This window comes from Psychrobacter sp. SC65A.3 (assembly GCF_025642195.1).
Lineage (GTDB): Bacteria > Pseudomonadota > Gammaproteobacteria > Pseudomonadales > Moraxellaceae > Psychrobacter > Psychrobacter cryohalolentis.
The window spans coordinates 957,091-983,217 of record NZ_CP106752.1; the positions used below are offsets into that span (position 1 = coordinate 957,091).

Consider the following 26,127-nt stretch of genomic DNA (forward strand, 5'->3'; position numbering starts at 1 on the left):
TGTTGTCTTTACCAAAAGGACGCCTGATAGTTCAGTTCTAAAGTTGTTAAGAGACACGCGTCGCTAGTAGATGTAAGTAGCGTCCAAGCCACTTATAGGGATCCAGTTGCGAGTAGCGTAACTCCATACGTATGACCGCTTCAGGATCATTATGCCCACCACGTTTTAGCGGCGAATAATCGTGGAATACGCGCAGTCCGCTGGCGATCAGAGTCTGATACTCATGCGCCTTTAGCCAAGCTTCAACCTCTTCCTTTGCAACCGGATGATTGGGCGTTAGGCTCTTTTTATTGTCGGCTTTATATTCAGTGTTATCTAATAAGTTAAAATTACCCATTATCAAGTTACGATAATCAAAACTTGCCGGATTATAAAAGCACAGCGATAATGCTCCATTATCGGATAATTGCTGGTCAAAAAAGTCCATTACCGTGGCAGGCTCTGCCAACCATTCAAGTAGCGCATGACACATGATTAAATCAAATTTCTCCGTCTTGTCAGCCAGCTTTTCTTCAAGCTCTTGATAGGGGCATACATACCACGTAATATTCAATTTTTCATCTTTTGCACTACTTTGTGCAGCGCGCTCTTGGGCCTTCTCTAACATATTGGCTGAGATATCATTGATGACCAGTGTATGTCCTTGAGTCGCAAGCTCAATCGCAATTTGCGCAAGCCCTGCGCCTACATCCAAAATACGTAAAGGTCGCCCAAGAGTGCTGCTCATCTGCGCGCAGTATTCAAAAAGATCACGGCGCAATACTGCTAATCGAATGTCTCCCTTTAAGCCACCATAGACCTTTTTCTCAAAATGATCGGCAATCGCATCAAAGCTGCGGTCAGTACGCACATCTTCTTTTAACGCTTGTACTGTCACATTTTCTGTAGAGTCTACCGCATCGCTATTATTAATATATTGAGGATTGGTTGGCATAAAGAGTTGTCTATATCGGAGGATGTATGGTGGCGTATCGTACAATAAAGCAGGGCGCTAATCTAGCGTTGACGTCTTTTTAGGATTGTTTTTAAATTGCGTCAACACCCAACTCTGATTATGCGCTATTTGAAAAAATGGGCGTTAAATGGTATTGGCTAAATAACGGTCTTTATATATATCAATGGCAAAATTAGCCAGTGATATCAATGCTGTTGGGAAAGGTTTTTGAATCATGGTAATTGATGCAAAAAGTAGCAATTACTGAACTGTTTTGCTTGATTTTAATAGCACCTAGAACCCCCTAAATCAACAAATTTGTGCTAAAATAGTTTCTTTTATTCAACATTAAAACTATCGCTAATTCTCTATAGATTTGAATGGTTGCTAAGCCTTTTTTGATGGTCACTGTATTTATTATATAACGGCGCTTTGGTGCCGTTATTGTTGCCCATTATGGCTTAGATATGCCAATGCTAGAGAGTAGATGTGAGTGAGGGAGTGTATATGAGCGAATCGGTCAGTCCTATTGCCATTGTAGACGAATTAAAGCAGTCCTATTTGGATTATGCGATGAGCGTGATCGTCTCGCGCGCGCTGCCTGATGTGCGTGATGGGTTCAAACCAGTACACCGCCGTGTGATGTATGCGATGCATGTATTGTCTAATGACTATAACAAAGCCTACAAGAAATCTGCACGTGTGGTTGGCGATGTCATTGGTAAGTATCACCCACATGGCGATAGTGCTGTCTATGATGCCATCGTACGTATGGCACAGGATTTTAGCTTGCGTTACCCGATGGTTGATGGTCAAGGTAACTTTGGCTCAATTGATGATGATCCTCCGGCAGCGATGCGTTATACCGAAGTGCGTATGACCAAGTTGACCCACCAAATGCTTGCTGACTTGGATAAAGATACCGTCGATTGGGAAGACAACTACGATGGCTCTGAGCGTATGCCAAGCGTGTTGCCTGCGCGTATTCCTAACTTATTGATTAATGGTGCTACCGGTATTGCAGTTGGTATGGCGACCAATATGGCGCCGCACAATCTGACGGAAGTGATTAACGCTTGCTTAGCTTATGCTGAAAATCCGCAAATATCTGCTGAAGAGCTGATGTCGCATATCTCAGGTCCTGACTTCCCGACAGGCGGTATTATCTATGGTCGTGCGGGTATTTTAGATGCTTATCGTACTGGTAAAGGTCGCTTGCATGTACGTGGTCGATATATTATTGAGCCGATGAGTGAGACGGGTGTCAACCGTGACCGTGAGCGTATTGTTTTCACCGAAGTGCCTTATCAAACCAATAAAGCCAAGCTGATTGAGCGTATTGCAGAACTTGTGCGTGACAAAAAAATCGAAGGTATTACCGAGATTCGTGATGAGTCTGATAAAGACGGTATGCGTATCGCTATTGATTTACGTCGCGGCGAAACAGCGGAAGTGATCGTTAACAACTTGTTCCTGCAAACGCCGCTAGAATCGAGCTTTAGTATCAATATGGTGGCGCTTGACAATGGTCAACCAAAGCTATTGACCTTACGCCAGCTGATTGCAGCATTTGTACGCCATCGCCAAGAAGTGGTGACGCGCCGTACCATTTTTGAGCTCAATAAAGCCCGTGTCCGTGGTCACTTATTAGAAGGATTGACCGTTGCACTAGCGAACATTGATGAGATTATTGCGACGATTAAAGCGTCTGCAAACCGCGGCTTAGCTCGTGAAAACTTACTGGGTAATACTTGGGGTTCAGGTAGTGTTGTAGCGATGCTAACCGCTGCAGGCAGCCAGTCGGTACGTCCTGACTTTATCGAGGGCGAAGATCCAAAAGCGCCGTTTGGTCTGATTAATAATCAAGAAAGCTATCGCTTATCGCTTGAGCAGGTCAATGCTATTTTAGACATGCAACTGCATCGTCTAACGGGTCTTGAGCAAGACAAGCTGACTGAAGAATACCAAGACTTGTTGCGTGAAATCGCTCATCTAGAATCTATACTTGGCGATTTTGATAAATTAATGACCATTATCTCAAATGAGATGATTGAAATCCGTGATAATTTTGGTGATGAGCGTCGCACCGATATTATTGATTCGCGTATGGACTTTAACCGTGAAGACTTGATCCCAGAGCAAACAGTTGTGATGACGGTATCACGTACTGGTTATGCGAAAACGCAGCCCATTGACGATTATGTGGCGCAAAAACGTGGCGGTAAAGGCAAATCAGCGACGGCGATGAAAGAGGACGATGTGATTGATCACTTAGTTGTGACCTCGACGCATGCAACCGTACTGTGCTTTACTGATACAGGTCGTGTCTTTAGTTTACGTGGTTTTGAAGTGCCAATCGCCAGCCGCGGTGCCCGTGGACGTCCATTAGTGAATTTGATTGGCTTAAATGCTGATGAAACGGTCACAACGATATTGCCTATTCCAAAAATCGTAGAAGAGTTATCGGTCAAAGGGGAAACATCAGCAGATGCTCTAGTAGATAGTGATGATGATCTATTAGACGACAGCACGCAAGCAGAGCCGCCTTTTGTATTCTTTGCAACGGCGAATGGTACGGTAAAACGGGTAGAGCTGAAACAGTTTGCCAATATCCGCTCGAACGGTTTGATTGCGGTTGGCTTGGAAGAAGGCGATAAATTGGTGAGCGCTCGTATCACCAATGGTGGCCAAGAAGTCATGCTATTTGCGTCAAGTGGTAAAGCGATTCGCTTTAATGAAAATGATGCTCGTGCGATGGGTCGTACGGCAAAAGGCGTCCGTGGTATGCGTCTGGCTACTGATGAGTTTATCAAATCATTGGTTGTTATCGAAGATGATGTCCGCGAGATTCTGATTGCTTGTGAAAATGGCTTTGGTAAACGTACCTTTATCGAGGAGTTCAACACCCAAAATCGTGGCGGTGGCGGTGTTATCGCTATTAAAACTAGCACGCGTAATGGTGCGCTGGTTCGTGCTACTAAGGTGGACTCTACAGACGATATTATTTTAATCTCAGACAAAGGTACTTTAGTACGTACCCCAGTTGAGCATGTAGCAAGCTCTGGTCGTAATACTCAAGGCGTCACGCTGATTCGTTTATCAAAAGATGAAAAGCTGGTTGCTATGGCGCGTGTTGAGCACGAAGAGGGTAACAATGAGCTGATTGATGCAATGAGAGAAGATGGAACGTTTGAAGTAAAAGGTCAAGAACAGATGGATGTTGATGCGGCGAATAGTGATGCTACAGAGACAGACTTTGATGATACTAGTCATACAGAAACTGACACTGACGAATAACGCTTTTATTAGTTAGCTTTTTGGTCTATTCTTTTATTATCTTTTATAAAAAAAGCCTCTGACGTTATCGTTGGAGGCTTTGTTTTTTTTCTGTTTTTTAAGGCTGTTGTTATGCTTACGACCAATCAGACCGTTCAGGGAACTTTGGCTTCAGTATCATCAAGTTTTTTGTTTTCTTTGATGTTTCTATTTGGGCTATTTATGCTGCCATTAACGGGTACGCAGGTGGCTTCGTGGCGCGTATTGATGATGCTCCTGAGCCTAGTGCTATTGGTCAGCCTTACAAAACAGTGGCAGCATGTATTTGATTATCTCAAAACACTAAAGACGCCAAAAGAGTGGATTATTTTTGTACTGCCAACCCCAATTTTAGGTGGGCAGATTTGGCTGTTTATGTGGGGACCGGTCAATGGCTTTGGTCTTGATGTGACCTTGGGCTATTTTTTATTGCCGTTGGTCATGATTGTGATTGGGCGTTTTTTCTATCATGAGCATATGAGTGTTTTGCAATGGTTAGCAGCGATATGTGCTGCGCTCGGTATCGGCTATGATATATTGCAATATGGCAGTATATCTTGGGTAACCGCATTTGCATGCTTGGGTTATCCGCCTTATTATTTGCTACGTCGTAAGCTTGCTGTGCCGCCTATTACAGGTCTGTTATCAGATTTGACGTTACTGACGCCAGTGGTGCTGATTATGCTTTATAGCAGCGGCGGCTTTAGTGTGGCGGCGCAAAACACCAAATTTTGGTACATATTGCCCCTGCTAGGCGCTTTTAGTGCGCTTGCCATGTCTCTAACTATGGTTGCTAGTAGTAAGCTGCCAGTGTCGTTATTTGGCGCACTCAGCTACATAGAGCCTATGCTGCTATTTGTATTATCTATTACTGTGTTGAATCAAAGTCTGGATGAAGGAGGCTCGTTATTCATGTATGGCATGATTACACTGGCATTGTTTATTATGATTGCTGATAGCATGAAAGGCTTTCTTATCCGACGCCGTGACAATCATTTACATGGTTACCGAGAGCCGCAAATTGGGAGTTTTCCACCGCGTCGCCGTTTTATCGACCATCGTATAGAAGGGGTATTAAAGGCGCACCGTTTTCGTAAAATCAGGAAATACCAACAGCGAATAGATAAAATCACGCGTAAAATCCAAGCGTTAGATTCAAAGTAGTTATTGATGTAATGATAAGTAGTGTGGCCCGATAAAAGTGGTTTGATAAGTCAAGCTACATAGTAAAGCTATAATAAAAACAGTAAGTGAGTTATTATCAAGCATTATTATTAACTTAAATCGGGTTGTTTGATTTATTAAACTCCTTTATTTAAACAGAATATTGAAGAATTGACTTATAAAATCTGCTATTGAATACTAAAAACTTATTATAAGGATGGTTTATGCTACACCTTCATCACTTGGCAAACTCACGCTCATTTCGTATCTTATGGCTATTAGAAGAGCTGAATGCCGACTACCAACTGACCTGCTACCAGCGTAACAAAGCATACCGTGCCCCTGACAGCTTAAAGCAAATACACCCGCTCGGTCATGCACCGATGCTAGAGGTCGATGGTCGTGTGCTGATTGAGTCAGGCTTTATCATCGAGTATCTATTAAAGCACTATGATAAAGAAAAGCAGTTTAAGCCTGCTGATGACAATGAAGCGGCGTGGGAGGCCTATACGTTTTGGCTACACTTTGCCGAAGCATCAGTGATGCCACCGTTAGTCATGCGTTTGGTATTTACTAAAGTGGTTGAGCAGTCGCCGATGCTGATCAAACCTGTGAGTAAAAGCATCAAGAAGCAAGTCGAAAAAAGCATGATAAGCAAAAGCTTGACTGCCATACTCGATATGATGGAGCAGCATTTACAAGACAACCATTGGTTTGCCGGAGCAGAATTTAGCGCCGCTGATATTCAGATGCATCTGGCTGTGGTCGGTGCCAATGCAGGCGCAGGTTTAGACAGTAGTAAATATACCAATATCTTAACTTGGCTTAAACGTTGTGAAGAACGTGACGCCTTCAAACGTGCAGAAGAAAAGGGCGGTCGTCTACAGTTCTAAGTGCGACGCTTATTATTAATTATTGATTTAATATAACAATAAAGGGCTTTGTTTATTTATAGACAAACCCTTTTTTTAGGATGAAAAATGACAGATTTGAATAAGTCGAATAATACTGACCATACCAACAGTGCTAATGAACAACCACTTAATGAGTTTGATAATAATGTGAACAGTCAGCAAGTTTCCATTAAAGCATGGTCACAAAAACTGTTGGTAGTGATTCTATGCATTGCCAGCTTCTATGGTGGCTGGAAGTCGTATGAATCCAATATGGTCAATGAATGTACGGCAAATGGCGGACAGATGATTGAAGGCAAAAAAACTATGATATGTCAGTTGTCATAACAGCTCGTAATGATAATCAGCAGAGATAAGCGATGCTAAAACTCAATTTTTTGGGTACCTCAGCAGGCGTGCCAACCAAGCAACGTAATGTAACGGCGCTTGCCATCGAGTGCCTCAATCCTTATAGCTCAGGGACAAATCAACAGCAAAACAAGAAATCACGGCCGTGGTTATTGATTGATTGCGGTGAAGGTACGCAGCATCAGCTCTTACATACCAAGTTATCTTTACATCAGCTACAAGCGATTTGCATTACTCATGTGCATGGCGACCATTGCTATGGTTTGCCGGGGTTGTTGGCAAGTGCGGCAATGTCAGGACGTACTGCGCCGCTGATACTGCTTGCACCAAAAGCGATTGCCACACTGCTTGATGCTCTTATTTTGACTACCGAATTGCACTTTCCATTTGCTATTAACTTTATGGCGATAGAAGATTTGCTATCTGAGCAAGATAGTAAAAACAAAGCTCAGGTAACTATCAGCTTAGACAATCAACATCAGCTTGAGATTGATATCACGCCGTTATCGCATCGCGTTCCCTCTTATGGCTTTGGTATCAACCAGACGATCAGTCGTCGCCATCTTGATAAGGACAAGCTGATAGCAGATAATATTCCAGCCAGCGCGCTGTGGGGCAGACTGCGACAGGGCGAAGATGTTATGACCGAAGACGGTCGCAAGCTTCGTTCAACAGATTATGTCGATAATGAGAGTCAGCGTACAAGGGTAGTGGTGGCTGGAGATAACGATACGCCAGAGTGTCTTAACAATGCTATAGCTGATGCGGATTTACTAATACATGAAGCTACATATACTCATGAGGTATTAAATAAGATTCAGGCAAAAAATCCAACTTTTGATCCAATGCATAGTAGCGCGCAGTTATTGGGTCGATTTGCCCAAGACAATGGGCTTAAGAACTTAATCCTCACCCATTTTAGCGCCCGTTATCAGAGCTTTGACAATCCAAATAGCGGCACGCCAAATATGGCGCATATTCGATTGGATACCGAAAGTATTTACCAAGGTAATCTATGGCTGGCAGCAGATTTTGACCAATATCTGGTGAATGGAACAGTGGAAGAGGTGAGTGATGATATAGGCAGTCGCGTACAGTATTTAGGCTCTGCACGCGACCGTAAGAATACATGATATGAGTTTTTAAGACTGACTGTCTTCAGCTGCCAATTGGGTCTGACCTATCCAGTAACGACTGAACTGATACGCCACTCGACCAGAGCGTCCACCGCGTTCTGATGCCCAGCGTAATGCGGCTGATCTGATATAGGTGGGTAGCTCATCAATACTGTCTCCACCTTTATTTGCTGCATCAACGTACATGTCATCATGACTAGTTTTAGCATCAGTTTTTTGCTGAATAGATAAATAATGTCGCACGATATGTAAATAAGTATTTTGATCCATTGGATGAAAGGACAGCCATAAACCAAAACGGTCAGATAAAGACACCGTCTCATCAATGGTCTCATAAGGATTAACCTCATCGGTTTGACCATTATAAATATTAACATTGTCTTTCATGAGCTGCGGTAGTAGATGGCGGCGGTTACTGGTTGCATAAACCAATAATTTGTCTTGCTCTGAATCTAGAGAACCATCAAGCACACTTTTTAAGGTGCGGTAGCTTTCATCTTGACCATTAAATGCCAAGTCATCACAGTACACCACATAGCGACATTTGCAGTCAGCTGGTAAGGCTTTAATCGCTGCCCGTATTTTATCAAGCATCCGTAAGTCGTCTCGGGCAATTTCAATGATGCGCAAACCTTCGTTATGATAGGCTTGTAGCAATGCTCTAATCAGCGATGATTTACCAGCGCCGCGTGTCCCTGTCATCAAAACGTGATTGGCAGGATAGCCTTTGAGGAATTGACGCGTGTTCTGTACCAGCTTTGATTTTTGCGTGTCGATACCATGTAGGTCGTCTAAATTTAAAAACAAATTAACAGCTAGTGGCTCTAAATGTCCAGTCTGCCCACCGACCCAGCGATAAGCCAACTGCGCAGGATCAATCTCAATGGTTGGCGTGATCTGCTCTTGTAAATACTGACTTAGCAGATCTAATAAATGGTCTGGCAGAGCATAATTCATAACGGGCTTAGTAGATTGGGGCATAATACTCAGTCGCTTATAAAAATTAAAATGACGTTTGGCTTACTAGATATATAAAGGCAACACTTTACCATGAAAAATAGTGCCAGTATTCCTCGCGTATTACAAGCAGATGCAAAACAAGCATTACGAACACAAGCGCAGCAAATCCTGCCAGCATTAACGGCATTCTTTTTCAGCCTAAATTATAGCGAGATCTCGCATCAACGACTCAGTCAGAAAAATCATGGTAGTGACCTTGATTATCAGGGCTTGACGCACGCCCAACATTCGCAGTTTGGGAGCGTAATGATTAAATGGCAGTTATATGCTAATGCTCATCAAGACCTGTCTGATTTAATCTATGAAGCTGACGTCCTAACATCTATAAACAACTTATCAAATAATCAAAACAATCTTCAAAATAGCTTTTCCGCTATCGTACCACCACTATTGTTTTATGAAAATATTACTTCGAAAATATTAGCGCAGTTGCAACAGCTGACTATCCTGGTCATGCCTTACTATCCAAATGGCAGCTTGGCAAATCAGCTGAGCGCTCAAAAGCATTTATTATTAACACAGGCACAAAAAAATCAATTTATCCTACAGTCTGCTAATCTTATTTACCATTTACATAATATCGGCTGGCTACATAATGATATTAAGCCCAGTAATATTTTGCTAGAAGGTTTTTTACCAAATAATGCGGATAATAGCCGTATCACCTTTGATTTATTATTAACGGATTTTGCTTTAGCGCGCACTCTTTATCAGCCAAGTGTAGCAAATATTGCTGGCACGCCTGCCTATCTTGCTCCTGAGCGTTGGCAAGGGTATGGCTCAACGGTTCAAAGCGATATATACGCTTTTGGGATTATGTTGTATGAGATATTAGTCGGCAAGCGACCATTTGCCGTTGATGCTCAAAGTAGTGATCCAATGATTGATTGGGCGACACAACATTGCCAACACTCTGTGCCGACCTTGCCATTAGAATATAGTCGCTATCAGGACGTTGTTGATAAGGTATTGGCGAAGCAGATAGAGGAAAGGTATCAGAGTATGGGTGAGGTGCTTTTAGATTTAGAAAGTATTGAAAAGTAAATAAGCCCAACAACTAAGGTTGAAAGGATAAATCTAGTAAATCCCAGACACAAAAAAGCCTGCTTTTAGCAGGCTTTAATATTTGGTCTAAGATGTACTATCCGAAAATGGTGGGGCTGGAGAGACTCGAACTCTCACACCTTGCGGCGCCAGAACCTAAATCTGGTGCGTCTACCAATTCCGCCACAGCCCCATTTTCGTTACCTTATCATCTTTGGTGTTGATATTCAAACCCCATCGAGATAAATAACTGATTCGGTAGTGCGTCTCAGTGGTTGGCTATTATATAGAATTTGAATAGTTTGGCAAGCCCTATTTGCACTTATTTTTAATTATTTAGCCATTTTTTTTGCTGAATATCATAAACAATTGATATTACTGATTTTTTAATTCATCTTTTTTATCACTTTATTCACATTAATATTACTCTTGATATGATGAGAGGTTCAGCTGCTGTAATTTACGTGTCAGCGTATTGCGTCCCCAGCCAAGTAAGTTGGCAGCAGCTATCTTTTTGCCGCCGCTATGATGGAGCGCTGCGGTTAGCAAGACCCGTTCAAACTCAGGTGTTGCTGTCTGTAAAATATCGGTTGCGCCAGCTTGTAGTGACTGCTTCGCCCAAATACCTAAAGCTTGTTGCCAGCTTTGGGTGCCAAAAGTATCCTGACTTTGTAGATGATTATTTTCAATAGCGTCTTGTGAGGATACATGCTGCTGTTGATTGTCTAGAGTAGAGGAGATGTTTTCGAGCAACTCTGGAGGCAAGTCATCGATCATAACGGTGTCGCCGGTCGCCATTACTGTCAGCCAAAGACAGACATTCTCAAGTTGGCGGACATTACCACGCCATTCAAAAGACTGCATCATTTGCATTGCTGCCGGATGTAACTGTTTTGGTGCCGTATTCATCTGCTCAGCCGCGCGCTGCATAAAATAAGTGGTTAATGCTGGTACGTCCTCGCGGCGAGTCCGTAAGGGCGGCAATGGCAGGCGAATGACATTCAGGCGATAAAATAGATCCTCACGGAATTTGCCTTGTTTGACCAATTCTTCCAAGTTTTGATGGGTAGCGGCAATAATGCGTACATCTACTTTGACGGGCTGCTGACCACCCACGCGAAAAAATTCACCATTTGCCAGCACTCGTAGCAGCCGCGTTTGGGTACTAAAAGGCATGTCACCGATTTCATCTAAAAATAACGTGCCGCCATCTGCTTGCTCAAAGCGACCTTGGCGTGAAGTTGTGGCGCCAGTGAATGCGCCTTTTTCATGACCAAACAATTCAGACTCAATCAAATCATGGGGAATTGCTGCCATATTTAGTGCAATAAAGGTTTTATTGTTTCGCGGTGAGTGCTGATGTAAGGCGCTAGCGACCAACTCTTTACCTGTACCTGATTCACCAGTGATTAAAACGGTAATCGGTGAGTGCGCAAGTCTACCAATGGCACGAAATACCGTTTGCATGGCTTGTGATTGACCAATGATGCCGCTTGGATTGTTATTGGTTTGGGGTTTGGGTTTTTCATGAGTTTTACTTTCAGCAGCTTTAGGGGTTTTTCTAGCTGATTTGGCTGCATTTGGTTTGTTCACAGGCTGTTCTTTGGTATCGGTACTTACATTCGTATTAGACTCGATTGAATGGTTTGATATGACTAGATTCGGCTGATAGTTAATAGCTTTATAAATCGTTGCGACCGCATCATCTAAATCAAACGGCTTGGGCAGATATTCAAATGCACCAGTCTGATAGCTGCTAATGGCAGAAGTAAGGTCTGAATGCGCTGTCATAATGACAATCGGAAGCTTAGGAAAGTGCTTGTGTACCCAGTCACTAAACGACAGACCATCCATCATCGGCATACGAATATCGGTCAATATCACATCAGGTAACAAGGCGGTTGACTCTGACGATTTTAGAATATCATTGAGGCGTGTCCACGCTGCTTGTGCTTGGGTAAAGCTGATAACTGTCAATCCAGCGTCTTCAAAAGTATCTGCAAGCACCATACGCAGCGCCGCATCATCATCAATGAGCCATAAAGTAGCAAGCTCATTATCGGGATTGTTATTGACCGTGACCATTGGCGTTCGCTCATTGCTTGTAAGAGATTGGGTGTCATTATACTGGGTCATGTATTTAGCCTAATAAGCAGTGAGAAGAATTGAGGTGAAGGCATTAATTTTCAGCAATTGGCTGATGAAAAGGCAAATAAAGGGTAAAACGGGTTTGACTATACTTGCTGTTTTTATTATCGACATTAGTATTTGTACTGGTGCCCTGCGATTGAGTAGAGCTGACATCAATCATACCATGATGACGGCTGATAATATCTTGCACAATGGATAAACCAAGCCCAGTTCCTAGCGCGCGACTGGTCACCATAGGGAAGAATATCTGCCCAATGATATCAGGATGAATGCCAGAACCATTATCGGTGATAGCAACTTGCAGTACTTGTTTATGTTGCTGCCCGGCAATCGTATGTTGAAAGGCAACACGTGTTTGAATATGGAGTTTGGGTTGATAGCCATCGTCAAAATCAAGATTATTAAGTGGACTATCTGATGTTAATTGATTGGATACGGCTGGCACGCTTTGCTGCAGCGTTTGTGCAAATTCCGTCATGGATTCGCAAGCATTATTAATTAAGTTTAAGAAGACTTGAATCAGCTGGTCTTTATCAGCACAGAGTTCAGGTAACGATAAGTCATAGTCACGCTGTAATAAAACTTGCGGATATTGATGGATGATCAATGCCAAAACATGCTCTATTGGCTCATGAACATTGAGCATTTGCCAATGTGGTAATTGATTAGAACCAAGAAACTGCCCAATCAGCTGAGTTAGGCGATCTGTCTCTGAGATAATGATGTCGGTATAGCTGCGTAATTTGTCAGCGGTTTTCTGTAGCTTGTTATCAGGGTTTAAAGTCGGGCTCGATATAAGGCTAGGGTAGTCAGTATCAGTAGTGTGAGTATTAAAAGAGCGCTCACTAAATTTGATAAATTGACGTTGCAATAATTGCGCGGCACCGCGGATACCAGCCAACGGATTTTTGATTTCATGAGCAACCGAGCGCAGCATATGACGCGCAACATTGTACTGCTGCTGTTGGCGCTGTTCTTCTGAGATACGACTTTGGCGGTCTTTGCCCCATATCTCTATAATAAAGTAATTTTGCTGCTGATAGATAACAGGGGTGACGCTATAGTCAATCGAGAGTGATAAGTTGCCATTTAATGGGCTGTTTATCAGATGGTCATGGTCAATAAAAGGTTGTTGATACTGCTTCGCTTGAAAAAAACGTTCAGTCAAAGAGCAGGTTTTGTCTTTTAGACTGTCAATAAGTGTGCTGCTTTTGGTTTTCAACTCTTCGGGCGCAAGCAGCATCAACACCGACTGATTAAGCAATCGTCCACTACTGATCGCCAGTAGCTGCTCAGCTTGGGCATTTAGCCAAGTAATAGACAATTCATCATTGACCCACAAGATAGCCGTGAATAAATGCTGCGATATAAAGGTTAAGTCAGGCGTTGGTTTTGTGCTTATAAAATCAGCGGTCATGAGTAATACCTAGATAAATAGAGGCTCGATATAATATTTAACCATAAATCAACACTATAGGGCGGCAAAACTGGCGATTTTTGTAAAAAAAACGTACAATGCGCACAGCCAATTTATCTCTAGCAAGGTTAGCCATGCCCAATATTTCTACCGAGTCCGTTAATACGACTATAGCCCCTTCACAGCCAGCTTCTATACCAAAAGACACTGCCACTCTCTTTAATCCTGCTAAGCCGACAGCAATGCCTGCGCAAAGCTCGACGGACAGTGTTCAACCTTACCATCATAAAGCCAATCATAATCAAAATCGTAGTGTCGAACAAAGCAGCGAGGTAGTTTCAGCAGCTTCAGCTAAAACGACAACAGCAACGACCAATGCCCCTGTCAATGCCGCGCCAAAGATTGGATTTGTGTCTCTAGGTTGTCCAAAAGCCTTGGTCGATAGTGAGCGCATTATCACAGAGCTTAGCCGCGATGGCTATCAAGTAGCCAGTGATTATGAAGGCGCCGACTTGGTAGTGGTCAATACGTGCGGCTTTATCGAGTCAGCGGTACAAGAGTCGCTCGATGCAATCGGTGAAGCTATCAGTAAAAACGGTAAGGTGATTGTGACAGGCTGCTTGGGTAAAGAGGCAGATAAAATCCGTGAAATGCATCCTGCTGTACTAGCAGTGACGGGCGCTCATGCTTATGATGACGTCATTAGAGCAGTCGCGTTGCATGTACCAAAGCCTGACCGTGGTTTGGATGCCAGTTATGACCCAAAAATAGATTTGATTAATGAGGCAGGTATCAAATTAACGCCTAGCCATTATGCTTATCTAAAAATATCAGAAGGTTGTAACCACCGTTGTACTTTTTGCATTATTCCAAGCTTACGCGGAGATTTGGTGTCGCGTCCGATTGATAGTGTGATGAACGAAGCACTGGCACTAAAAAAAGCTGGCGTGAAGGAATTGTTGATTATTTCGCAAGATACTTCTGCTTATGGTCTGGACTTAAAGTATAAGACAAGCTTTTGGAATGGTATGCCGCTGAAGTCTAAATTTTATGACTTATGCCAAGCGTTAAACGATTTGGGTATTTGGGTGCGTCTGCACTATGTGTATCCGTATCCGCATGTGGATAAAGTCGTAGAATTAATGGGCGAGAAGAAATTATTGCCTTATCTTGATATTCCATTCCAACATGCCAGCCATCGCATCCTAAAAGCAATGAAGCGTCCAGCGCACAGCGAAAACACCTTGGCGCGTATCCATGCATGGCGTGAGATTTGCCCTGATATCGTCATTCGCTCAACCTTCGTTGTTGGCTTCCCTGGTGAGACAGAAGAAGATTTCCAATGCTTGCTTGATTGGTTAGTAGAAGCCCGTCTTGATCGCGTTGGTGCCTTTACCTATTCAGAAGTTGAAGGTGCGGTTGCCAATGACTTGCCAAATCATGTGCCAGAGGACATCAAGCAAGAACGTTACGAGCGTTTGATGACGTTACAGCAAGATATTTCAGCCCAAAAACTGCAAGAGAAAATTGGCAAAACCTTGATGGTGTTGGTCGACGAAATTGATAGAGAAGAAGGTGTTGCGATCTGCCGTAGCTATGCTGACGCACCAGAGATTGACGGTCATGTCTATGTCGATGATATTGACGCTCACGTCAAAGTCGGGCAGTTCTTAACGGTTACTATCGACGATGCTAGTGAATATGATTTGTTTGCCAGTTACAAAGGCTAAGCAGTCACTGTAATAGGCGCATGAAAATTGCCCAATCGCGGGCAGTTTTTGCTACAATTAGCGCAATTTGACCTTTGTACCTGCTTATCCTTAAGTTGGGCAATGCCGTCAAGTCTCAAAGTAAACTCTATTTGTATATTACCGATAACTTTAATTATAATTCAATACTGACAAGGTGACCTCATGTCTGACAAAAACCCGCGTTATTCTCGTATCTTGCTAAAACTTTCTGGTGAAGCCTTAGCGGGTACGAAAGATATGGGTATTGATACCGAAGTGCTCGATAAGATGAGCTTATCTATCGCCCATTTGCGCGGGCTTGGTGTCCAAGTGGGTATAGTGGTCGGTGGTGGTAACTTATATCGCGGCGCTCAATTACAAAAAGAGGGTTTGGTCGGCCGCGTCACTGGCGATCAAATGGGCATGCTTGCAACCGTCATGAATGGCCTTGCAATGCGTGATGCTCTTGAGCGCCGCAATATCAAAACGCGCCTAATGTCAGCCCTGCCGATTGGTGAAGTCACTGAAAGTTATAGCAGCCGTAATGCGATTCGTTATCTTAAAAATGGCGAAGTATGTATCTTTGTCGCGGGTACGGGCAACCCTTTCTTTACCACCGATACCGCTGCTTGCTTACGTGGTATTGAAATCGAAGCAGGCTTGATTCTAAAAGCGACCAAAGTAGATGGTGTTTATGATAAAGACCCAAGCCTACATAGCGATGCAGTAAAATATGATGGTCTGACCTTTGATGAGGTGTTAGAGCAAAAGCTTGGAGTTATGGACTTGACTGCCATCGCATTATGTCGTGAGCACGATGTGCCATTACAAGTCTTTGATATGAATAAGCCTAATGCTTTATTAAATGTTGTGATGGGCGAGAATGAAGGCACACGCGTCTATCATTAATATCGTACCCAAAAATATGATAAAAGATAGGCAGAAGTAAGACAGCTGCTTATCTGTGAAAACACCTGAATAGTTTTTATAATAAACAATAAATGATTTGTCGGTAGCGATAAATAAGGATACCTCATGATTCAAGAAATTAAGCAAGACGGCGAAGCGCGCATGCAAAAAACCTTGGAAGCGCTTGAAAGCACCTTTAGTAAAGTTCGTACGGGTCGTGCGCATCCAGGTATGTTGACAGGTGTGATGGTCAGCTACTACGGTTCGCCTACGCCGTTAAATCAAGTAGCGAGTGTTAACGTTGAAGATTCGCGTACGCTACTGGTACAGCCATTTGACCGTACCATGGTGCAAGCGATTGACAAAGCTATCCGCGAAGCAGATTTGGGTCTTAATCCAATGACTGCTGATGTGATTCGTGTTCCCATGCCAGCATTGACAGAAGAAACTCGAAAAGATATGCAAAAATTGGCACGTGGCGAAGCAGAAAACAGCCGTGTTTCTATTCGCAATATCCGCCGTGATATGATGAGTGACATCAAAGAGTTAGCAAAAGAAAAAGAGATTTCTGAAGACGACGAGCGCCGCGCCAGTGATGACATTCAAAAAATCACTGACAAATATATTGAAACAATCGATAGCCGCTTAAGCAAAAAAGAAACCGATTTGATGGCAGTATAAGTACATTTTTCTGCTGTCAAAAATGATGCGCTATCAATATTTTATATAACAAGTCGCTAAAAACAAACAGCCAATATCAAAGTGCTATTGGCTGTTTGTTGCCGTGTAGACAACTAAGCTTACTCTATAGCTTGTTTATATTGTCCTTTTTTATAAGCACTTTATATGAATTTTTTTATATAAATTATGAGTTAGGGTTTTTATAAAGTATGGCGCGCGTTATGATTATTTTACCTAAACAACAAGCAAGTTAGCCTATGTCTATGTCAGAGAATTTAGCTCCAGCCCTTCTTCCACGCCATATCGCTGTTATTATGGACGGCAATAACCGCTATGGTAAAGTCCATAATTTAGGTAAAGGTCAGGGTCATATCGCTGGCAAAGATGCGCTAGACCCGATTGTTGAGTATTGCGTCAGTACGGGTATTGAGGTTTTGACCGTCTTTGCCTTTTCCAGTGAGAATTGGCAGCGCCCACCGACTGAAGTGGCATTGCTGATGCATTTGCTGAGCTTAACCATCAATGAGCAGATGCCTCGTATGGTTAAGTACCGTATTCGTTTGCGTTTTATCGGCGACCGCAGTCAGCTTAGTGATGATTTGCAATTATTGATGGCAGATGCTGAAGCAAAAACGGCTGATTTTGATGCTATGACATTGGTCATCGCCATCAGTTACGGTGGACAGTGGGATATCGCTCATGCAGCAAAGCAGCTATTACAGCAAGTGCAGGCAGGTCAGTTATCAATCGATGATATTGATAAGGAAAAACTTGGAGAGTATGTGCAATTGGCAGATGTACCAGAAGTAGACATGCTGATACGTACCGGCGGCGAGTACCGTCTTTCCAACTTCTTATTGTGGCAATCAGCCTATGCAGAGCTGTTCTTTACCCCAACATTGTGGCCAGACTTTAGCGTCGATGAGCTAGCAGCAATGCTAGAGGATTTTGCTCAACGTCAACGCCGCTTTGGTAAAACCAGCGAGCAAATAGTGACGGCTCAACAAATATCTTAGAGGTTATGTTAAGAGCATTAGACGACTTTTGTCAATTTGGAGCACTTTCAATAGCGTGCGTCACTATCAATACGCTATTATAGTCAGCAGCTGGCTATGATACGTCATTATCTATAGTAAATATTTATCGCGCAATTTGACCAAATGTTCTTCATTATTATAAGGCTCAATAAGTATGTGGCAACGAATTAAGACGGCAATTGTTCTCGTTATTATCGTTGGTATTGCAATGTTTGCGAGCCAAACCCCTATATTATTTGCACCACTTTTAGGGATTGGGGTGATTATTGCCGCCCATGAATGGACTAAATTGATGCCAAAGTGGCGTCAGCCCGCGGTCTTTGTAGTATTGGTGTTGCTGCTGACGTTAGTGTCACTCATGTTTAAAGTCACGTGGCTTTTTTGGTGGGTAGCTTCTCTCGTCATATGGTTAATGGCGCTGTCTTGGGTACGAGTTTTCCCAACGTCTACCAAATGGTACGGCAAGCAGTTGGCGCTAATGGGAGCAGTGATATTAACGGCTTCAATTACGGCTATGTTTTACTTATGGCAATTGTCGCCATGGTGGCTACTATATGTGTTTTTATTGGTCTGGTGTGCAGACAGTGGTGCTTACTTTGTCGGACGCAAGCTTGGGCGCCGAAAAATGGCACCGAACGTTTCACCCAATAAGAGTATGGAAGGGCTGGCGGGTGGCTTAGTCACAGGACTACTGGTCGTAGTTATTATAAGTGTCTTTAAATTACAATTGACGGGTGCAGCGCTCATCGCCTTTGTGGCATTATCGGCTCTGACGATTTTAGCTTCCGTACTGGGCGATTTGTTTGAGTCTATGCTCAAACGCCGTGCTGATGTTAAAGATTCAGGAACGATTCTACCGGGGCATGGTGGAATACTTGACCGTATTGATTCGCTGCTATCTGCTACGCCGATATTTGCGCTTGGTTTTTGGGCAATACAGCAGTTTGGTTTGATTGTCGTTTGACTTGCCTAATACTATCAAAATCGCTTATGTAGTTATCTGACAGAACATAAGCTTAGCTGCTCATTTAATTTTCATCTTATTACTACCGTATCATTTATAGGCACCCATGGTTATGACCCAACGTATCGCCGTATTAGGCGCGACAGGCTCGATTGGCGACAGTACGTTAGCCATCTTGGCGGCACAACCACAGCATTACGATGTTTATGCTTTATCTGGATATCACCGTTTAGATAAGCTGCTTGCGCTTTGTCAGCAGTTTGCGCCTAAGCGGGTAGGCGTACCGACAGCTGCGGTTGATGACTTCGCCAAGCGTCTTAGCGAGGCAGGACTTGATATCGAAGTAGTCGGCGGCGAAACAGGCCTCGTGGATATCGCTACCGATTCACAAACTGATACTGTCGTTGCTGCTATTGTTGGCGCCGCAGGCTTGCCTTCTACTCTAGCTGCTGCCCGTGCAGGCAAGCGTATCTTACTAGCGAACAAAGAAGCGCTGGTGATGGCAGGGCAAGTGATGATCAATGCGGTCAAAACGCATCATGCAACCTTGCTGCCGCTTGATTCTGAACATAACGCTATCTTTCAGTGTTTACCATTTGCCATCCAGCAGGATAATACCCAAATTCACCGACCAAATCATGGCGTGCGTAAGCTATGGCTAACGGCTTCTGGTGGACCGTTCTTACAGCAGTCATTTGCACAGATGCAGCAAGCTAGTGTCGCTGAAGCGGTCAAACACCCAAACTGGTCGATGGGGCAAAAGATATCTGTCGATTCTGCCACGATGATGAACAAGGGGCTTGAGCTGATTGAAGCCTGTCATTTATTTGATTTGCCTGAAAATAAGATAAATGTGGTGATTCATCCACAAAGTATCATTCACTCAATGGTAGAATATAGCGATGGCAGCTTTTTGGCGCAGCTTGGCAGCCCAGATATGAAAACCCCCATTGCCCATGCGCTAAGCTATCCGGATCGTATCGATAGTGGCTCACAACCATTAGATCTATTTGCGCTCAATGGTTTGAAGTTTATCGAGCCTGATTTGCAAAAATTTGCCTGCTTACGTCTAGCACGAGAGGCGATGCAAGCGGGTACTCACGCGACCATCATTCTAAATGCGGCGAATGAGATTGCAGTATCGGCATTTTTGAATAATCAAATTCGTCTGACGGATATTGCTGATATTAATGAGCAAGCATTGAATGAGATACAAGTTTCGGCATTAACTGAGACTGCCGATATTGATGAGATTTTGGCAATCGATAACCTAGCGCGTCAGCATACTGAGAAGCTAGTGGCAAGATTGGTCTAGATGTATCAAGCGCTATCGCCTTTATAATGATGTTAAGAGTACCTACTGAGAAAAGATCATGACGTTTCTATTAACACTCCTTGCGGCAATATTTGTCTTAGGTCCGCTTATTGCTTTGCATGAGTGGGGTCATTATATTGTAGCGCGTCTTTGCGGCGTTAGAGTACTTACGTATTCTATTGGTTTTGGTCCCAAACTTTTTGGCTGGACCAGCAAAAAAAGTGGCATTGATTATCGTATCTCGGCATTACCCCTTGGTGGCTATGTCAAAATGCTTGATGAGCGTGAAGGTGAGGTGGCAAAAGATGAGCAGCATTTAGCATTTAATCGTCAGCATCCGCTTAAGAAAATAGCTATTGTGGCTGCTGGTCCTATCATGAACTTCATTATTGCTATTGCATTGTTCTGGGTGTTATTTATGACCCCCTCAGAGCAGCTTGCCACCAAGATTGGTCAAGTATTACCGGATACGCCTGCCGCGATAGCACAGTTGCCTGCCGGTGATAAAATCGTTGCGATTGACGGTCATGACGTACAGACGTGGGAAGGGATTAATTATCGCCTTGCTGGGCGCATGGGCGAGACAGCCAATATAAGCGTGACGTTGCAATCAGAAGCCAATAATAATGCAACCAAAACTTATCAAGCACCTATAAAAGAATTTATGCAAGGTGCCGCACAAGGTAAAGATGCCTTATCAAGCTTTGGTATGATACCGTGGCAACCAAATATTGCACCGATAGTAGGTGATGTAACGCCTGATGGCGCGGCAAGTCGTCAAGGTCTCAAGGCTGGCGACCGCATCACTGCTATCAATGATGAAGCCATTAATGACTGGATTAGCGCCACTCGTATTATCCGCGACAATCCTGAGACTTTGCTTACATTTAGCATATTGCGTGATGATAAGCCAATTGAATTGCAGATTATGCCGCAAGGTAAAAAAGACAATTTAGGTAACGATTATGGACAAATTGGTGCTATGGTGGCACAGTCTGAGATTGTCATTCCTGATGCGTACAAAACTACGGTGGTCTATGGTCCTGGCGAGTCGTTAGTCAAATCGTTTGAGAAAACTGAGCAATTGGCTGTTATGACTGTTAGCTCAATGGGCAAGATGCTATCAGGTATGATAGGTCTTGATAACTTATCAGGTCCGATTACTATTGCCAAAGTCGCTAAGCAAAGTTTTGATATCAGTTGGCAAATGGTATTATCTACCGCAGCCTTAATCAGTTTGAGCCTTGCGGTTTTGAATTTGTTGCCCATTCCAGTATTAGATGGCGGTCATATTGTCTATTATCTGATTGAGCTGATACGTGGCAAGCCACTCTCTGAAGGCGTGCAAATGGTAGGATTAAATATTGGTTTACTCTTGCTGGCAGGTTTCATGGTGTTAGCAATTGGTAATGATATCAGTCGGCTGTTTTGATGATATAGCATACTTCTTGCATGGTAAGATGCGATAGACTAATGGTTTTATGCTTATCCTGTATCTATTGTTAGGCTGATAAGCAATTTCTTTTATCGCCGTGATGCTGTACTAATTTTATATTTTAGTTTATTTTATGACGCGTTTTATATAAAGTGTTCTGAGTCTGTTCCCTAAGTGTTTACGATATGACACAAAAGAGACCAGATAAGATGTGCTTTTCAACTTAACTTAAGCAAGTTTTTTATTGACGGATAGTGTTTATGCGTACGCCTTTATTTATGAGCGCGGCTGGGTTGCCGTTAGTTGTAGCAATGATGAGTATGCCGGTTCAGGCTGCAGAATTTGTGGTCACTGATATTGGCTTTAATGGTCTACAACGCCTAACACCTGATAGTTTATATCCAGTACTGCCTATTACAATAGGTGATACGGTCAATGATGCAAATCTGGCTGCCAGTATCAAAGCACTATATGCGACCGAAAACTTTGCTGACATTCAAAGCCGTATTGAAGGCGGCAAGCTGCGCTTTGATATCGTTGAACGTCCGACGATTGCAGAAGTTAATTTTGATGGCAACAAACTTATTCCCAAAGAAGGGCTTGAGCAAGGCTTAAATAATGCAGGTCTTGCTGTGGGTAATGTGCTTAAGCAAGCAACCCTACAAGGCGTTGCAAACGAGCTACAACAGCAATATATCAGCCAAGGTTATTACAATAGTAATATTGAAGTCGATCAGACGCTGCTTGATGGCAACCGCGTCAAACTTGATGTGCGCTTTATCGAAGGCAAGCCGGCCAAAGTAGTTGATATCAATATCATTGGTAATAAGCACTTTAGTGATAAAGAAATTAAAGAAGTCTTTGCAGTAAAAGAGTCTTCATGGACGCGTCTATTATCTAAATCTGATCGTTATGCGAAAGAGAAGCTCGCGGCAAGTTTAGAAAATCTAAAAGCCCTGTACCTAAATGATGGTTATGTACGCTTTTCGGTAGACAATGCGGTGCTCAATATCAGTGAAGATAAGAGCAGTGTATTTATCGAAGTCAGTCTTAGCGAAGGCGAGCAATATCAGTTTGGCGAAATTAATTTCTTAGGTAAGCCAACTTTTGAAACCAGTGAATTAAAAGAACTGGTCACTTTTGGTGCTAAAGAAAAGTACTCACAAGCCAAGCTTGATGCCACCACTGCCGCTCTTAAGAGTCGTTATGGTAATGAGGGTTATTATTTAGCGCAAATCAGACCAGTACCCCGTATCAATGATGAGACCAAAGTAGTCGATATCGATTATTATATTGATCCTGCACGTCCTATTTATGTGCGCCGTATCAATTTTACGGGTAACTTAAAAACCCAAGATGAAGTACTTCGCCGTGAAATGCGTCAGTTGGAAGGGTCATTGGCTTCTAGTGATAAGATTCAGCTGTCACGTACGCGTTTGATGCGCACAGGTTTTTTTAAAAATGTTAACGTTGATGTGAAGCCGGTTCCTAATCAACCAGACCAAGTCGATGTAAACTATACGGTTGAAGAGCAGCCATCTGGTAGCTCAACCATTGCTGCTGGTTATTCACAAAGTGGCGGTGTTACCTTCCAGTTAGATCTTACCCAAAACAACTTTATGGGTACTGGTGACCGCGTCAAAGCTTCTTTGTCACGCTCAGAGACGCGTGATTCTTATAGCTTGGGTTATACCGATCCGTACTTCACAGAAAATGGTGTATCACAAGGTATCAGCGCTTATTACCGTGAAACCAAATACGATGATCGAAACGTTAGTAACTATGTTACCGACGCTTATGGTGCAACGTTGAACTATAGCTATCCAGTTGATGAAACCAAACGCGTGAGTGCAGGCTTAAATATTGATAACACCACAGTACGTGGCGGTAGCCGTCTAGGTGTATCAAGCGTTCAGCAGATTATAGATGACGGTGGTACGTTCGAGAAATTCAATAATGATCAAGATGAATTCTCTGGTCGTACGGGCTTTAAAAACGAATATCAAAGCTACAACTTACTATTCGGTTGGGATTACAGCACGTTAGATCGTCCCGTATTTCCGAATAAAGGCATGAGTCATACAGTCGATGCAACCATAGGTCTGGGTGATTCTAGTTATCAGAAACTGGTTTATCGTGGTAATATTTATCAACCTATCTATAAAGATTGGGTTGCTCGTGGTTATACCAAGCTTGGTTATGGTAACAATTTGCCGTTTTATGAAAACTTCTATGCTGGTGGTTATGGTTCAGTACGTGGTTATGAAGCTTCAACACTTGGACCTAAATCAGAAAGTTATAATAATGCCATTAATGGTACTACAGAAAATTTAGACGAAGAAGTTGGTGGTAATGCGCTAGTCAGCTTCGGTACTGAATTGATTTTACCAATGCCATTTAAAGGCGATTGGGCGGATCAAGTACGTCCAGTACTATTTGCTGAAGGTGGTCAGGTATTTGATACTACTGACAAAGAAAATCGCACCTTTATTGATCCAGCTACGGGCGATGATACTGGTGTACCCCTATTAACACAGGACAATAAATTGCGCTTTAGTGCCGGTTTAGGCGTCACTTGGTATACGCCAATTGGTCCGATTTCTTTGAGCTATGCTGTACCTATCGGTGATAAAGATGGCGATGAGACTGAAAAAGTCCAGTTCCAAATTGGTAACACTTTCTAAGTGCTTGCTAATTGCCTGTTACTAGGTAAAGGGTTTGATTCTTGTTATTCAGCCCTTTAGGTAATTGAATCGTTCGTTAGATTTAGCCGGTCGTCAAGATGATATCTCAACTTGACGACCCTCTTATTCCTGCCAATACTAATACTGATTATGATAACGATTGAGCAACTCATCTCCCAGATTGAGCAGCGTCAGCCTGTTCTTAACAAGGCTGAGCTTAGCGCTGAGCAGCGCCGTCTATCCTTAGAGGGTATTGGTAATTTAACGATGGCCAATCGGCAGCAGTTGAGCTTTTTGGCTAATTCTCATTATCTTTCTAGTCTAGCTAATACTGGTGCTGGGGCAGTACTCATCACTGAAGAGCATCATGAAGAAGTGCCAAATGATACGGTAGCTTTAATTGTTGCGGTCCCTTATTTGGCTTATGCTAGCGTGAGTCAAATTTTTGCTCGCCAACATTCCTTTAGCGGTATTCATCCGACAGCCGTCATCGCCGACAGTGCCGTTATTGGCAATAAAGTGACTATCGGCGCTTTTTGCGTCATCGGTGAGCAAGTGCAGATTGGTGATCGCAGCGTGCTTGAGGCTCATGTAGTCATCGAGGATAATACTACCATTGGTACAGATGGTGTTATCAAATCACAAGTGGTGATAGGACATGACTGTATTATTGGTAGTCATGTTAGGTTGCACGCTGGGGTGACGATAGGTTCGGAAGGCTTTGGCTTTGCACCCACTGCCAATCCTAGTGTCACAGGTTGGGAGCGTATTGCACAGTTAGGGCGTGTGCTGATAGGTGATCATGTACGCATTGGCAGTCAAACCTGTATAGATCGCGGTGCCATCGATGATACGGTGATCGGAAATCATGTTATTATTGATAACCTCGTACAAGTGGCACACAACGTCCGTATTGGTGATGGTACGGCTATCGCTGCTCATACAGGTATCGCAGGTAGTACTACAATTGGCAAACGCTGCATTATTGGCGGGGCGGTCGGTATTACCGGACATATTAATATCACCGATGATGTTACCTTATCGGGTATGACTATGGTCACTAAGTCAATCACCACTGCCGGATCGTATTCTTCTGGAACGGCTGCTATGCCAACTGCTAACTGGCGCCGTGCGGCTGTCCGTTTTCGCCAGCTTGGTCGTGATTAGCGTTTAAAGATTCATAGTTAAAGAAAATTGATACTTAGATTATTTATAATATTAAAACTCAGCAAAGCTTTACTCTCAAGCAAGACTTTAAATACAGCAAGGAAGCGCTACTATGAGCACTAGCAATATTGATAACCCAACGGCAGAAGACATCAAAAGCTTGGCTGAACAAGGGTTAACGTTGCCATTAACTTACCATACATTAAAGCATTATTTGCCACATCGTTACCCATTTTTATTGGTGGATAAGATAGTTGCTTGTACACCAGGCGAATGTATCACGGGCATAAAAAACGTCACCATTAATGAAGAGTTTTTTAATGGGCATTTCCCTGATGAGCCTATCATGCCAGGCGTATTGATGGTTGAGTGCATGGCTCAGGTATCAGGTGTTCTGGGTTTTATTAGTGCAGGACTGACGGCAGAAGATGGCTATTTATACTTGTTCGCAGGGGTTGATAAAGTGCGCTTTAAGCGCCGTGTTATCCCTGGTGATCAGCTGATTATCCGCTCTAAAATTGTGATGCAAAAGCAGGGTATTTATAAGTTTGATTGTACTGTACATGTTGAAGATGAGCTTGCGGTTAGTGCGCAGATTATGATTGCCCGTCAGGAGCAATAAACCGCATTAGTCACTTTGAATAATGCATGAAACATTTAAACCGTGATGTTAATGTTTATTCATTAGCATCATCTTATTTCTTGACAAAGGCAGCTTTAGGCTAGTTAATTTCATTAAGCTGTCTGTATTTGTTTTACTAA

Annotated in this window: 20 protein-coding genes and 1 tRNA gene; 16 read left to right on the top strand and 5 right to left on the bottom strand. The window is 43.1% G+C overall.

Going from position 1 to position 26,127, the window contains the following annotated elements; genetic code table 11:
* Positions 1-46: 46 nt before the first annotated feature.
* Positions 47-934 (bottom strand): methyltransferase domain-containing protein, encoded by an 888-nt coding sequence (locus tag OEG80_RS04195; protein WP_263241925.1) that lies wholly within the window; start codon positions 932-934, stop codon positions 47-49.
* Positions 935-1,441: 507 nt separating this feature from the next.
* On the opposite strand from OEG80_RS04195, the gene gyrA reads away from it, so the two are divergent.
* The 5 genes from gyrA to OEG80_RS04220 all read left to right on the top strand — a co-directional run bounded on the left by gyrA (position 1,442) and on the right by OEG80_RS04220 (position 7,808).
* Entirely contained in the window at positions 1,442-4,231 is a 2,790-nt protein-coding gene (gene gyrA / locus OEG80_RS04200; RefSeq protein ID WP_263241927.1) for a DNA gyrase subunit A, read from the top strand.
* Between the two features lie 111 nt (positions 4,232-4,342).
* On the top strand, positions 4,343-5,413 hold the full coding sequence (rarD, locus tag OEG80_RS04205) for an EamA family transporter RarD (protein ID WP_201531214.1): 1,071 nt from the start codon (positions 4,343-4,345) through the stop codon (positions 5,411-5,413).
* 224 nt (positions 5,414-5,637) lie between these two features.
* A complete protein-coding gene (locus OEG80_RS04210; protein ID WP_181210142.1) occupies positions 5,638-6,306 on the top strand; it encodes a glutathione S-transferase in 669 nt (222 codons plus the stop codon).
* An 87-nt stretch (positions 6,307-6,393) separates the two neighbouring features.
* Positions 6,394-6,654, top strand: coding sequence for a hypothetical protein (locus OEG80_RS04215; protein WP_263241931.1), 261 nt, complete (start codon positions 6,394-6,396; stop codon positions 6,652-6,654).
* 32 nt (positions 6,655-6,686) lie between these two features.
* Positions 6,687-7,808, top strand: a complete 1,122-nt coding sequence (locus tag OEG80_RS04220) for a ribonuclease Z (protein ID WP_263241932.1) — start codon at positions 6,687-6,689, stop codon at positions 7,806-7,808.
* A 9-nt stretch (positions 7,809-7,817) separates the two neighbouring features.
* Here the strand turns inward: OEG80_RS04220 and OEG80_RS04225 are convergent, their stop codons facing one another.
* Positions 7,818-8,792: an ATP-binding protein gene (locus OEG80_RS04225; protein WP_263241933.1), complete on the bottom strand. Its 975-nt coding sequence runs from the start codon at positions 8,790-8,792 to the stop codon at positions 7,818-7,820.
* Positions 8,793-8,861: 69 nt separating this feature from the next.
* Between OEG80_RS04225 and OEG80_RS04230 the strand changes: the two genes are divergently transcribed.
* Entirely contained in the window at positions 8,862-9,875 is a 1,014-nt protein-coding gene (locus OEG80_RS04230) for a serine/threonine-protein kinase (RefSeq protein ID WP_263241934.1), read from the top strand.
* A gap of 108 nt (positions 9,876-9,983) precedes the next feature.
* Here OEG80_RS04230 and OEG80_RS04235 read toward each other — a convergent pair.
* The 3 genes from OEG80_RS04235 to OEG80_RS04245 all read right to left on the bottom strand — a co-directional run bounded on the left by OEG80_RS04235 (position 9,984) and on the right by OEG80_RS04245 (position 13,443).
* Positions 9,984-10,068, bottom strand: a tRNA-Leu gene (locus OEG80_RS04235).
* A gap of 230 nt (positions 10,069-10,298) precedes the next feature.
* The gene (locus tag OEG80_RS04240) at positions 10,299-12,011 is read right to left on the bottom strand and encodes a sigma 54-interacting transcriptional regulator (protein ID WP_263241935.1); all 1,713 of its coding nucleotides are present in this window, start codon (positions 12,009-12,011) and stop codon (positions 10,299-10,301) included.
* Positions 12,012-12,054: 43 nt separating this feature from the next.
* A complete protein-coding gene (locus OEG80_RS04245) occupies positions 12,055-13,443 on the bottom strand; it encodes a two-component system sensor histidine kinase NtrB (protein WP_263241936.1) in 1,389 nt (462 codons plus the stop codon).
* Between the two features lie 134 nt (positions 13,444-13,577).
* Here OEG80_RS04245 and rimO point away from each other — a divergent pair, with 134 nt between their 5' ends.
* The 10 genes from rimO (at position 13,578) to fabZ (ending at position 25,987) form a co-directional block, all read left to right on the top strand.
* Entirely contained in the window at positions 13,578-15,173 is a 1,596-nt protein-coding gene (gene rimO, locus OEG80_RS04250) for a 30S ribosomal protein S12 methylthiotransferase RimO (protein ID WP_263241946.1), read from the top strand.
* Between the two features lie 183 nt (positions 15,174-15,356).
* On the top strand, positions 15,357-16,082 hold the full coding sequence (gene pyrH / locus OEG80_RS04255) for a UMP kinase (RefSeq protein WP_011514039.1): 726 nt from the start codon (positions 15,357-15,359) through the stop codon (positions 16,080-16,082).
* A gap of 126 nt (positions 16,083-16,208) precedes the next feature.
* Complete coding sequence (gene frr / locus OEG80_RS04260) at positions 16,209-16,763, top strand: ribosome recycling factor (RefSeq protein ID WP_263241947.1); 555 nt, start codon at positions 16,209-16,211, stop codon at positions 16,761-16,763.
* A 257-nt stretch (positions 16,764-17,020) separates the two neighbouring features.
* Positions 17,021-17,779 (top strand): polyprenyl diphosphate synthase, encoded by a 759-nt coding sequence (uppS, locus tag OEG80_RS04265; RefSeq protein ID WP_149491899.1) that lies wholly within the window; start codon positions 17,021-17,023, stop codon positions 17,777-17,779.
* Between the two features lie 175 nt (positions 17,780-17,954).
* Entirely contained in the window at positions 17,955-18,764 is an 810-nt protein-coding gene (locus OEG80_RS04270; RefSeq protein WP_020443808.1) for a phosphatidate cytidylyltransferase, read from the top strand.
* A gap of 106 nt (positions 18,765-18,870) precedes the next feature.
* Complete coding sequence (gene ispC, locus OEG80_RS04275) at positions 18,871-20,079, top strand: 1-deoxy-D-xylulose-5-phosphate reductoisomerase (RefSeq protein WP_263241948.1); 1,209 nt, start codon at positions 18,871-18,873, stop codon at positions 20,077-20,079.
* Between the two features lie 58 nt (positions 20,080-20,137).
* On the top strand, positions 20,138-21,511 hold the full coding sequence (gene rseP / locus OEG80_RS04280) for an RIP metalloprotease RseP (protein WP_263241949.1): 1,374 nt from the start codon (positions 20,138-20,140) through the stop codon (positions 21,509-21,511).
* Between the two features lie 263 nt (positions 21,512-21,774).
* Entirely contained in the window at positions 21,775-24,198 is a 2,424-nt protein-coding gene (gene bamA / locus OEG80_RS04285; protein ID WP_263241951.1) for an outer membrane protein assembly factor BamA, read from the top strand.
* Between the two features lie 150 nt (positions 24,199-24,348).
* The gene (lpxD, locus tag OEG80_RS04290) at positions 24,349-25,365 is read left to right on the top strand and encodes a UDP-3-O-(3-hydroxymyristoyl)glucosamine N-acyltransferase (protein ID WP_263241953.1); all 1,017 of its coding nucleotides are present in this window, start codon (positions 24,349-24,351) and stop codon (positions 25,363-25,365) included.
* Between the two features lie 112 nt (positions 25,366-25,477).
* Positions 25,478-25,987, top strand: a complete 510-nt coding sequence (gene fabZ, locus OEG80_RS04295; RefSeq protein ID WP_011280792.1) for a 3-hydroxyacyl-ACP dehydratase FabZ — start codon at positions 25,478-25,480, stop codon at positions 25,985-25,987.
* Positions 25,988-26,127 lie beyond the last annotated feature (140 nt).